We start from the raw sequence: 11,605 nt of genomic DNA on the forward strand, positions 1-11,605 counted from the left end.
GGCGAGGGGGGTGGGGGGTGGGCACTGAACGGATTCCTTCCCACGCGCAAGACACAGAAGTGCTGATCGCCGAAAAGGACCGGTGACTTGGTGTGTACCTCTTCGACATGAGCGCGGGGAGCGCGAATTCACCAACGCCCATCCGCACCGGTTCCCCACGGAACGAATGTGCTCCGGTCTATTCCAACCCCCCACGGGTACTTCACCCTTGCACAGCACACTGATGACCAACAAGGCACTTGGGCAACATCAGCCCCATTGAAAGAAAGTCAGATACGGCGGCAACTCGCCGCACCCTCGCCACCTTTCGGCATTCCATGCGCCCCGTGTGAAACCCACGCACGCGCCGGAGCACCACGCACGCTCCCCGGCGTACGCGTCCACGCAGTCCACTGGAAGCGGCCCCTTCGGAAGGCCCTGTGGATGGGCCGCCGACCCCGTTCCTCCCGCCCTAGGTCGGCGGCCCCGGGGTGGAGGGAACGGGGATCGCCGCAGGGGCGGGCGGGGTCAGATCTGCCAGGCGCGCAGCCGGTCGGCCGCGCCGTACACGTCGATCTTGCCGGAGATCAGGTCACGGGCGAGGTCGACCAGGGCGCCGTAGGGCGGGTRGATGCCGACGCCGCTGACGAACATGTAGGCCACCGCGGCGGCGCAGGCGAAGCGGGCGTTGGCCGAGGGCAGCGGTTTGAGCAGGGCGAGGGTGTGCAGCAGGGCTGCGGCCCGCCAGGCCGGGTCGGAGTCGACGCCCAGACGGGGCGGATCCACGCGATGGCGGGCGACGGCGGCGACCAACGCGGAGAAGTCGTTGATCGTGGGCTGGTCCGGCAGGACCTCTTCGTGCCGCTGGAGCAGCCAGGGCACGTCGATATGGATGACAGGTGCCATCGGTCAGGCAGCCCGCCCCTCGCCCTTGGCAGACGGTTCGTCGTCGGGGAAGGCGGCCGCGAATTCGTCGGCGTGCGACGCGAAGAACCGGCGGAACGCCTCGGCGCCTTCCTGCAGCGCCCGGTGCCGGGCTATGTCGGCCGCGGCGGCCTCCCTTACGAGCGCCTTCATCGACGTACCGCGTTCCTTGGCGATCTGCCGGAGGTCCTCTAGCTCGCGGTCGCTGAACTCCACGTTGAGAGCTGGCATGCTCCTCACGGTACCGCTCGGGTACTCACGCGTAAATACGTGCAGGTCAAGTGTGATGTACACCGGTACCAGGGGGCGCCGGACCGGGCCGCAGGACATGCGACCGCGCGCCGATGCCACCGAGGCGTAGGTCACATTCAGCCGTGGGATGTCACATTCCGACCCGCGCCGGGCCTCGCAGTGGTGAGCGCGCACCGGGAGGCCCCACGTATGTCCGACATCCCCGAAACCGTCACCGACGACGCGACCGCCGTCTTCGTCGAGCACCGTGAGCTGATGTTCGGCGTCGTCTACAACATGCTCGGCAGTGTCGCCGACACCGAGGACGTCCTTCAGGAGACCTGGCTTTCATGGACGGCGCGGGGCGGCGGCGCGCCACTGGACGGGGTCGAGAACCCGCGGGCGTATCTGGTGCGGGTCGCCGTCAACCACGCCCTGACGCGACGGGCCGTGATCAGCCGCCGCCGCGAGACCTACGTCGGCCCATGGCTGCCGGAGCCGCTGGTCGCGCAGGGGGAGGTTGAGGCGCCCGAGGACCCGGCACTGCGCGCCGAGTCCGTGTCGCTCGCGATGCTGGTGGTCCTGGAGTCGCTGACTCCGCTGGAGCGCGCCGTGTTCGTGCTGCACGAGGTGTTCGGCTACCCGCACACGGAGATCGCGGAGATCCTCGACCGCAGGCCGGCGGCCGTACGGCAGTTGGCGCATCGCGCCCGCGAGCACGTGCACGCGCGGCGGCCGCTGTACGAGGCGCATCCTCGGGTGCGGCGGGAGGCGACCGAGCGGTTCGTGCGGGCCGCGGTGGGCGGCGATATCGCCGCACTGCTGGAGATCCTCGCGCCGGACGTGACGGTGTGGTCGGACGGCGGTGGCAAGCGACGGGGTGCGGGGCTGCGTCCGGTGCACGGCCGGGACAAGGCGGTCAGGCTGCTCGGCTCGTACGCGCGCCGGGGCGGCGGGGCGGGCCTGCTGGACCTGCGTTACCGCCGGGTCAACGGCGACGYCGCGGCCGTGCTGTTCCAGGGCGAGGAGCCGTACGCCGTCCTGGTCCTGGACCTCACGCCGGACGGCGAGCAGGTGTCCGGCGTCTACGTGGTGAGCAATCCCGAAAAGCTCACGCATGTGCACCGGGGGGAGGCATGAGCGCCCGGGAGTTGCCCGGCAGGGGCGAGCGGGTCGCGGACTGGTTCGACGGCCGGCTCGGCATCCACACCCTCGGCCGGAAGTACCTGCGCAAGGTCTTCCCGGACCACTGGTCCTTCCTGCTCGGCGAGATCTGCCTGTACAGCTTCGTGGTGCTGATCCTGACGGGCGTGTACCTCACCTTGTTCTTCCATCCGTCGATGAACGAGGTGACGTACCAGGGCGGTTACGTGCCGCTCAACGGCGTCCGCATGTCGGAGGCCTACGCCTCCACGCTCGACATCAGCTTCGACGTACGCGGCGGTCTGCTGATGCGGCAGGTGCACCACTGGGCGGCGCTGGTCTTCGTCGCCGGGATGCTCACGCACATGATGCGGCACTTCTTCACGGGGTCGTTCCGCAGGCCGCGCGAGATCAACTGGCTGTTCGGCTGGACTCTGCTGTTCCTCGGCCTGTTCGAGGGCCTGTTCGGCTACTCGCTGCCGGACGACCTGCTGTCGGGGACGGGTCTGCGGTTCGTGAACGGGGCGCTGCTGTCCGTCCCGGTCGTCGGGACGTATCTGTCGATGTTCCTGTTCGGCGGCGAGTACCCGGGCGACGACATCGTGGCCCGCTTCTACTCGCTGCACATCCTGGTGATCCCGGGCATCATGGCGGCGCTGGTGGTGGCGCACATCCTGCTGGTCGTGTACCACAAGCACACACAGTTCGCGGGGCCCGGACGCACCGAACGCAATGTCGTCGGCGCCCCGTTCATGCCGGTGTACATGGCGAAGGCGGGCGGCTTCTTCTTCCTGGTCTTCGGCGCCCTCGCCCTGATGGCGGCCGTCGCGACGATCAACCCGGTCTGGTCCTACGGCCCCTACCGTGCCGACCAGGTCTCCACCGGCGCGCAGCCCGACTGGTACCTGGGCTTCGCCGAGGGGCTGGTCCGGATCATGCCGGGCTGGGAGATCACCCTCTGGGGCCACACGCTCGTCCTCGGGGTGCTGATCCCGGTCGTGGTCTTCCCGCTCCTGCTGGTCTTCATCGGTGTGTATCCCTTCCTGGAGGCTCGCGTCACGCGCGACCGGCGCGAGCATCACCTCCTCGACCGCCCCCGCAACCGCCCGGTCCGCACGGGGATCGGCGCGGCCTGGATCAGCCTCTACCTGATCCTGCTGGCGGGCGGCGGCAACGACATCGTGGCGACCCGGCTCCATCTGTCGATCAACACGGTGACCTGGGCGGTCCGTATCGCGGCGCCGGTCGTCCCGGTGGCCGTGTTCGTCGTGACGCGGCGGATCTGCCTCGGCCTCCGACTACGGGACAGGGAAAGGGTGTTGCACGGCCGGGAGACGGGTGTGATCAAGCGGCTTCCGCACGGGGAGTACGTCGAGGTGCACGAGCCGCTGGACCAGGCACAACTCCACACCCTGACCGCTCACGAACGGCCCGGCGAGCTCGTGGAACACGAACGGTAGGCGAACGGGCAGGCAACAAAAGGGCAAACGGAATGTACTAGGACGGTCCGCTCCCGACGATCCCTACAACCCCCGGTGATGTCCCGCTGTCACACCCCATACCGACACCTGTGGTGTTCCGGTACGACAACCCCTCACATCACCAACGGAGTTCACGTGTTCATGCGCTCAACTGCCGCCCGATCGGCCGCCGTCGCGGCTCTCGCCCTCGCCGCCACCGCGGTGGTCGTGCCGCCCGCACACGCCGCGGACGGCGACGACTACCGGGTGACACTCACCAGCAGCACCGCCACGACGGACTACAAGCACCGCACGGTCGACCTGACCGGCACCCTGACCCGCACCGACGGCACGCCCGTCGCCGACGCACCGGTCCAGCTCGAGGAATCGGTTCTGTTCGACACCTGGAACCCGTGGGGCGACCCCATCGATCCCACCGAGTGGGAGACCCGCAGTGCGGGCACCGTCCGCACCGACGCCGAGGGGCACTTCACCCTTGAGAACGTGCCTGCGGACCGCGTAGAGAACACGCCCAGCCCCTACCTCTTCCCCCGCCACCAGGTGATGTTCCGGGCGATCTACGACACCGACCCCACCGACTTCCACATGGCGTTCGCGGACACCACGGTCAAGGTGAAGCCCGCGACCGGCGCCATCAGCTACCGGGTCAACAAGACCACGGTGCGCGAGGGCGACACGCTCGTCGTGAAGGGCCGGGTCACCTGGCCGGCCGGGCACGGCCCGATCGCGGGCACCCGGGTGTTCCTGCGGACGTACTTCGAGAGCGCCTACAACGCCCGGACCACCACCGACGCGCGCGGCAACTTCACCGTCCGCGCGAAGATCCGGGACTACGACAACGAGTTCGTGGTCTTCTCCGCGCCCAAGGACTACTACATAGCGGGCGCGAGCAAGGACCTCCCGGTCAAGAACGTCACCCCCTAGCCGGGCGCTCGTCGTGCGGGAAGCCCGCTGCCGCACCCGTCGGCAGCGGGCTTCCCGACTGTCACCCTTGGTCGGCGACGAAGGAGGCCATCCGGGTCAGGGCGGAGTTCCAGTTGATCGTGTGCTCGTTCGTCGACCAGGACTGGATGTCGTCGATGTAGCAGAACTGACCGACGCAGCCCCGGAGTTTGCTCTGTGCGTAGGGGTCCTGGATGCTCGAGTTCGGGCCGCCCGCGAGCGTGCCGGCCGGCGGGTTCGGCTGGTTCGGGTCGAGCTGGTGGGCGTACCAACGGGCGTGCTGGTTATGGGAGTTGACCTCGCCGTAGCCGGTCACGTACGAGAGGTTGAGCGCGTTGCGCCCGAAGAGGTAGTCCATGCTCTGCACCGCGCCGTCACGGTACTTCGAGGCCCCGGTGATGTCGTAGGCGGTGGCGATGACGACGGCGTTGTGCAGGATCTGGTGGTTGGAGCCCCAGTCGTAGAGGTTGCCCTCGGGGGCGTACGGCATCCCGTACGGCTGCGACGTCAGCGTGGCCAGGTAGCGGTCCGCCCCCTCGACCACGGACCGGCGCACCTTGTCCCTGCCGGGCAGCCCGCTCGGCACGGTCGCCAGGTCCAGCCGGGCCGCCGCGGCCGTCCTCGCCCAGTCGTAGCCGAGGGAGCCGAAGATGTCCGCCGTGTGCACGGGTGAGCCGAGGACGCGGTCCGCGAACTCCCGCTCCCCCGTGGTGAGATACAGCTCGGCAGCGGCCCAGTAGAACTCGTCGGTGACGTTGTTGTCGGCGTAGGTGCCGCCGCCGATGCCGTCGCTCTCGGAGGCGTACAGGTCGGGATGGGCGAGCGCGGCCGACCAGGCCGTGCGGGCGGCGGCCAGTGTCTTCGCCGCGAACTGCCTGTCGTACGGCTTGTACAGGCGTGCCGCCTGCGCGGCCGTCGCCGCCAGGTTCAGGGTCGCCGCGGTGGACGGCGGGTGCAGTGCACGCCTTTGCGGGTCGTCGCTCGGCAGCAGCGGCAGGCCCGTCCACTGCTCGTCATGGATCTTGTGATGCGCCATGCCGGCCAGCGGCTGCCCGGCGGGCACCTGCATCTTCAGCAGGAACTCCAGTTCCCAGCGGACCTCGTCCAGGATGTCCGGCACCTTGTTGCCGCTCTCCGGGATGGCGAGCGTGCCGTCGCGCAGCTTCTCGGACTCCCCGGTGCGGGCGAGCAGTTCGCGCTCGTAGGTGCTCAGCAGCTCCCACACGGAGATACCGCCGTTGACGACGTACTTGCCATGGTCGCCCGCGTCGTACCAGCCACCGGTCACATCGAGCTTGTAGTCGCACACGCCCGGCTGACAGGGCACCGCGCCGTCGCCCTGGTTGGGAGCGACATCGACGTGTCCGGCGGGGCGGGCGTAGCCGGGGCGCAGGTCGTCGCGGATCGCGATGCCGCTGCGCTGCGTGTAGTAGTACTTCACGGCGTCCAGGCGCAGCCGCTCGTAGGCGGCGGCTGCGATGTCGAACGGGCGGCTCGTCTCCCCGTCGGCGACCAGCGTGAAGTCCTTGCCCGGCTTGCGGTGGGCGCCGAAGTCGATGGAGTGGACGTTCTGCCCGGAGGAGGCGTCGGTGCCGCGGGGCACGGTCCAGCCCTGGGCGACGACGGTCCCACCGGCGTTCTTCAGCTGCCAGGGCAGCTTCCCGGTGGCGTTCGTGACCAGCGTGGCGTTCTTCGGCCCTGCGGGCAGATAGGCGACCTGGTTCACCCGCACCCGCGGCCCGGTGTCGGGCTCGTAGACCTCCGGCGGGACGCCGCCCAGCAGCGAGGCGTCGTCCACGCAGAAGCGCCACGCGTCCGTGCTTCCGCCGAGTTGGAAGGCGACCTGGCCCTGCGGGGTGTCGACGGGCGAGGTGAAGGTGTACGCGTAGGAGTTCCCGGAGACGCTCAGCTCCGGGGTCACCTCGAAGTAGGTGTCGTACGGCGCCGCCGACAGGCCGACGATCGCCCGCACGACGTGCCCCTCGGGCGAGCCGATCGCGGTGAAGGAGAAGCGGTACGACTCCCCCTTCACCAGCGTGATGTCGTTCTGGCCGACGGTGGCGTCCCAGCGGTTGGTCGTGCCGCCGGGCACATCGGCGCAGAGCTGCCCGTCGGACAGGCCCGCGGTGACGTTGCTGGTCGTCCACCACGGCTCGGTAGTGGTGTCGAAGGTGCCGTTCCTGAGCTGTTCGACCTCCTCGGCGCCGGCCGGTGCGGCCGGGACCGCGGTGAGTGCGGCCGCCAGCAGGGCCGTCACGGACAGCAGGATGGTTCTGCGTCGTTTCACGTCTGGGCTCCTCAGAGAGAGGTGCGGGTGACGCTCGCGATGGGAGCGCTCCCAGATGCGGACGCAGCCATGCTTGTTGGCGACATGACACTCCGTCAACGGTCCGGACGGAGGGTTTCGCTCGCGGACGCCGCCGAAGCACTAGGCTGGGGCGCAAATGTCACGCTTGTTCACCGTGAGTGTGCGCGTTGGAGTGGCGAGCATGAGCCCGGATTACCCGTTCGACGAGGCCGCGACGGCCCGGGCGGTCATCGACGACAGCGGCGTGCTCGTCGAGTGGAACGCCGGCGCCGAGCGGCTGCTGGGGCATCCGGCGGCCGAGGTCGTGGGCCGCCCGGCCGCCAGTCTGCTGGTCGGCGAGGCCGACGGCGGGTCCCTCACCCCGGACGGCGACCGCTGGGACGGCATCCTCACGCTGCGCCATCGCGACGGCGGCACGGTGTCCGTGTGGCTGCTCGCCCACCGCCTGCGGCCCCAGGACGAGGGGCCCGAACACTGGCTGGTGGTCACGCCGATCGAGGGTGACGGCCCGCGCCCGCCCGGCGATCCGCTGAGGGAGGTCGGGCTGCTGGAGTCCCCCTGCGCCATGGCGATCTACGACGAGCGGCTCCGGCTGTGCAGGATCAACTCCGTCATGGCCGAGGTCCTCAGCCTCTCCGAGGAGAACGTGCGCGGGCTGCGGGCGCCCGAGCTGACCGGCAGACGCCAGAGCCTGGACATCGAGCGCCAGCTCCTTCGCGTGCTCACCACGGGCCGGGGCACCGACGTACGGACGTACGTCCCGGTCGGCGGGGACAGAACCCATGCCTGGCTGGCCCGGATGGCACCGATCACCGACGCCGAGGGGCGGGTGCGCGGCGTCTCCGTCGCCGCGCACGACTTCACCGAGCAGTACCTGGCCCAGGAGCGGCTCCAGCTGGTGAACGAGGCCAGCGTCCGCATCGGCACCACCCTGGACGTCACCCGCACGGCGCAGGAACTGGCGGACATCTGTGTCCCCGCCCTGGCCGACTTCGTCAGCGTCGACCTGCTGGACCCTCCGGAGCACGGGGGCGAACCGGCCACCGGCACGCTGTCCGCGCCGATCGGCCTGCGCCGGGCGGCCCACAGCTCCGTCAACCCGGGCAGCCCCGAGGCCGTGGTCAAGCCCGGACACCTGGACATGTATCCCACCCCGTCGCCCCAGGCCGACGCGCTGCTGGCGGGCCACACCATCGTCGCCTCGACGTCGACCGGCGATCTCGAACAGTGGCTCTCCTGGGACCCCAAGCGCGCCGAGCGGATCAACACGTACGGCATCCACACCACCATGTCCGTGCCGATCCAGGCCCGTGGCACCACCCTCGGCGTCGCCGTGCTCACCCGGTTCAGGAACCGCCGGCCGTTCACGCCCGACGACGCGCTGCTGGCCGAGGAGGTCACGGCCCGCGCGGCCGTCTGTATCGACAACGCCCGCCGCTACTCGCGCGAGCGCGAGACCGCCCTCGCCCTTCAGCGCAGCCTGCTGCCCCGGTCCCTGCCGCGCACCGCCGCCCTCCAAGCGGCCTCCCGCTACCTCCCGGCGGCGCGCTCCGGGGTGGGCGGCGACTGGTTCGATGTGATCCCGCTGTCCGGGATGCGGGTGGCGATGGTCGTCGGGGACGTCGTCGGGCACGGCATCCAGGCGTCGGCCACCATGGGGCGGCTGCGCACCGCCGTGCGCACGCTGGCCGACATCGACCTCGCGCCCGACGAACTGCTCACGCACCTCGACGACCTGGTGGTGCGGCTGTCCGAGGAGGCGGGCGTCGAGGCCGGGCCCGGCGAGGTCGGCGCCACCTGTCTGTACGCGGTGTACGACCCGGTCTCCCGGCGCTGCACCCTGGCCCGGGCCGGACACCCCTCGCCCGTCATGGTCCCGCCCGGCGGCGAGCCACGGGAGATCGCGCTGCCGGCCGGGCCGCCGCTGGGCCTGGGCGGGCTGCCGTTCGAGTCCGCCGAGGTCGAACTGCGCGAGGGCACCGTGCTCGCCCTCTACACCGACGGCCTGATCAAGCCCCGGGACCGCGAGGTCGACGCCGGACACGCGCTTTTGCGCGACGCGCTGTCGGCCCGGTCGGACTCGCTGGACGAGACCTGCGACCGTGTCCTGCACGCCCTGCTCCCGCCGGGCGGCGTCGCGGACGACGTGGCCCTGCTGCTGGCCCGCACCCAGGGGCTGCCCGCCTCGCGCGTGGCGACCTGGGACATCCCGGCGGACCCGGCGCTCGTCGCGCCCATCCGCAAGCAGGTCGTGGAGCAGCTGGCGGTCTGGAGCCTGAGCCAGGCGTCGTTCACCGCCGAGCTGGTGGTGAGCGAGCTGGTGACGAACGCCATCCGCTACGGCGCCCACCCCATCCGGCTCCGGCTGATCCACGACGCGGCGACGCTGATCTGCGAGGTGTCCGACACCAGCCACACGGCACCGCATCTGCGCCGCGCCAAGACCTTCGACGAGGGCGGCCGCGGGCTGCTGCTGGTGGCCCAGCTGACCCAGCGCTGGGGCAGCCGGCACACGACGGACGGCAAGACGATCTGGGCGGAGATCGGGCTCCTCGACGAGGAGTAGGCGACCAGTGGGCGAGTAGTCGGCGTCAGAACGGGGAGTCGTGATTCATGGGACGTGCACGGGTATTGCCCTCGTTACACCGAGCGACTCCCCTCGTGAGCGCCGTCGCACTGCTGGGCCTGCTCATGGCGTGCGGCAGCGGCGGTGACTCCGCGGGCGCGGTGCAGACGCCGGCCGGCACCGGCGGCAGGACGTCGGCGCCGGCCACCACCGGCACCGGGAGCCCACCGACCGGGCCGGCCTCCGACAAGCCGGGCACGACCGGACCGCCCTCTGTCGACACCACCGACCCCGCGACGCAGTCGGGCGATCCCGGCACGCGCTGCCACACCTCCGAGCTGCGCGCGTCGATCGGCCGCCCCAGTCCCGGCGCCGGGCAGCGGAACTTCCCGATCGTGCTGACCAATGCCGGCGACCGCACCTGCACCGTGCGGGGCTACCCCGGTGCCGCCTTCGTGGACGCCTCCGGCAAGCAGCTCGGCCCGGACCCCAAGCGCTCCCCCGACACGCCCACGACCGTCACGCTGACACCGGGCCGGAGCGCATGGGCAGGGCTGACCTTCGCCAGCCCCGAGATCAGCGGTGCCCGTACGGCCCTGCCGCAGGCACTGCTCGTGACGCCGCCCGACGAGCGGGATCAGCTGAAGGTGGCGTGGACGGCCGGTGAGGTGCCCGTGGCAGGGAACGCGTCGTCGGTGTTCCTGACGGTTGTCCAGCCGGGCACCGGCGGCTGACGCGGCCGGCTGGGCATCGGCGGCCGGTCGTCGGCTCACTGACGTCCGCCGCCGTGCCCGTAACCACCGCCGTAGCCTCCCCCGTACCCGCCGCCGGACCAGCCGTCGTCGCCGTCCCACGAGCAGTCGTACGGGTTGTCGTAGCAGTCGTCGGACGCGGAGGGGCCGGCGGACGCCGGCTGCGAGAGCGACGGCGTCGCGGACGGTGTCGGTGTGGTCGTCGGCTTCCTCGACGTCTCGGGAGTGGGCGTCGGAGTCGGGGCCGGCGTGGCCGTCTTCGGCATGTCGGCCGTCGAGTCCCAGTTGACCACGGCGAGTTGGAGCTCCGCCGTCGATGTGTCGACGACCCAGTGCTGGGCGTCGCCCTCGTCCTCGCGGGTCTTGAGGACCAAGGCGCCCGAGCCGTCGGTGGCGGCGGGGCTGAGGGCCAGGTCCTGGTCGAAGCGCGGCACCAGGGTGCCCTGGAGGGTGAAGTCGTAGCGGATGTTGTCGGTGTCGGACTCGGCGAGGCCCGTGCACGGGGCGAGCCGCACCGAGTAGCCGAGGTGGGAGTCGAGGCAGAGGCCGGGGTCGGCGCCGCTGCGGATCATTCCGTCGGTCTCGTACGCCCACTGCTGACCCGGCTCCGAGGCGCACTTGGTGAGTTCGGTCTCCGCCCCCTCGACGGCCTTCCCGTCGACGATGCCGACGCACAGCCCCGAGCCGATGTTGTGCAGCCGGCCCCGCAGATCGCCCTTCGCGGCCTCGGCGGCGCCCGCCCAGGACGGGTTCCTGGTGGCGGAGCCCGTGCCGGCGTCGGGCACCTCGGAGGGGCGGTCGCCGGCCGTGGGGGCGGAGTCCTCGCCGGATCCGCCGACGGACCAGATGACCAGCGGCAGGACGACGAGGGCGCTCACGGTCGCGACGGCGGCGGTGAGGTTGCGGCGCCGGGCGGCGCGGCGGGCGGCCTTGAGGGCCACGCGGCCGGTGCAGGTGCGGGCGGCGCCGGTATCCGTTCCGGTGGGAGTGCCGGGCTCGGTTCGGCGGGCTGCACGGCGTGATCTTCGGGTGCCTGACTCCGCGGGCGAGGCGGGAGTGTCGGCGGCGGCGAAAGGCCGGCTCGCGGGAGCGGGGAAGGACTGGTCCGCAAAGGCGGCGAAGGGTCGGTTCGTGGGGGCGGCTGCCTCTCCCACGGGAGCGAACACCTCGGCACCGGGGGCGAAGGACTCCGCCGGGCGAGCGAAGGACTCTCCCGCGTGGCCGAGCAGATCGCCCTTCGCGGCCTCGGCGGCGCCCGCCCAGGACGGGTTCCTGGTGG

Annotated in this window: 9 protein-coding genes; 5 read left to right on the plus strand and 4 right to left on the minus strand. The window is 71.1% G+C overall.

Annotation, left to right across the window (positions count from 1 at the left end; all coding sequences use genetic code 11):
- Window positions 1–507: 507 nt before the first annotated feature.
- Window positions 508–885, minus strand: a complete 378-nt coding sequence (locus EAO75_RS30730) for a toxin Doc (protein ID WP_147998411.1) — start codon at window positions 883–885, stop codon at window positions 508–510.
- 3 nt (window positions 886–888) lie between these two features.
- Complete coding sequence (locus EAO75_RS30735; RefSeq protein ID WP_048578995.1) at window positions 889–1,134, minus strand: hypothetical protein; 246 nt, start codon at window positions 1,132–1,134, stop codon at window positions 889–891.
- Between the two features lie 210 nt (window positions 1,135–1,344).
- Between EAO75_RS30735 and sigJ the strand changes: the two genes are divergently transcribed.
- The 3 genes from sigJ to EAO75_RS30750 all read left to right on the plus strand — a co-directional run bounded on the left by sigJ (window position 1,345) and on the right by EAO75_RS30750 (window position 4,682).
- Window positions 1,345–2,274 carry an RNA polymerase sigma factor SigJ gene (sigJ, locus tag EAO75_RS30740; RefSeq protein WP_147998412.1) on the plus strand — a complete coding sequence of 310 codons (930 nt, stop codon included), beginning with the start codon at window positions 1,345–1,347 and terminating at the stop codon, window positions 2,272–2,274.
- Entirely contained in the window at window positions 2,271–3,737 is a 1,467-nt protein-coding gene (locus EAO75_RS30745; RefSeq protein WP_147998413.1) for a cytochrome b, read from the plus strand. The genes sigJ and EAO75_RS30745 overlap by 4 nt, the downstream gene beginning before the upstream one ends.
- Before the next feature lie 162 nt (window positions 3,738–3,899).
- Window positions 3,900–4,682, plus strand: coding sequence for a carboxypeptidase regulatory-like domain-containing protein (locus EAO75_RS30750; RefSeq protein WP_147998414.1), 783 nt, complete (start codon window positions 3,900–3,902; stop codon window positions 4,680–4,682).
- A 61-nt stretch (window positions 4,683–4,743) separates the two neighbouring features.
- Here the strand turns inward: EAO75_RS30750 and EAO75_RS30755 are convergent, their stop codons facing one another.
- Entirely contained in the window at window positions 4,744–6,987 is a 2,244-nt protein-coding gene (locus tag EAO75_RS30755; protein ID WP_147998415.1) for a glycoside hydrolase family 9 protein, read from the minus strand.
- A 202-nt stretch (window positions 6,988–7,189) separates the two neighbouring features.
- On the opposite strand from EAO75_RS30755, the gene EAO75_RS30760 reads away from it, so the two are divergent.
- Both EAO75_RS30760 and EAO75_RS30765 read left to right on the plus strand, forming a co-directional pair.
- Window positions 7,190–9,574, plus strand: a complete 2,385-nt coding sequence (locus EAO75_RS30760) for a SpoIIE family protein phosphatase (RefSeq protein WP_147998416.1) — start codon at window positions 7,190–7,192, stop codon at window positions 9,572–9,574.
- A 47-nt stretch (window positions 9,575–9,621) separates the two neighbouring features.
- Complete coding sequence (locus EAO75_RS30765) at window positions 9,622–10,308, plus strand: DUF4232 domain-containing protein (RefSeq protein WP_147998417.1); 687 nt, start codon at window positions 9,622–9,624, stop codon at window positions 10,306–10,308.
- A gap of 35 nt (window positions 10,309–10,343) precedes the next feature.
- Here the strand turns inward: EAO75_RS30765 and EAO75_RS30770 are convergent.
- The coding region (locus EAO75_RS30770; protein WP_147998678.1) for an RICIN domain-containing protein at window positions 10,344–11,605 on the minus strand (1,262 nt) is incomplete at its 5' end.

The sequence above is a fragment of the Streptomyces sp. UW30 genome, assembly GCF_008042075.1.
In the GTDB taxonomy this organism is placed as follows: Bacteria; Actinomycetota; Actinomycetes; order Streptomycetales; family Streptomycetaceae; genus Streptomyces.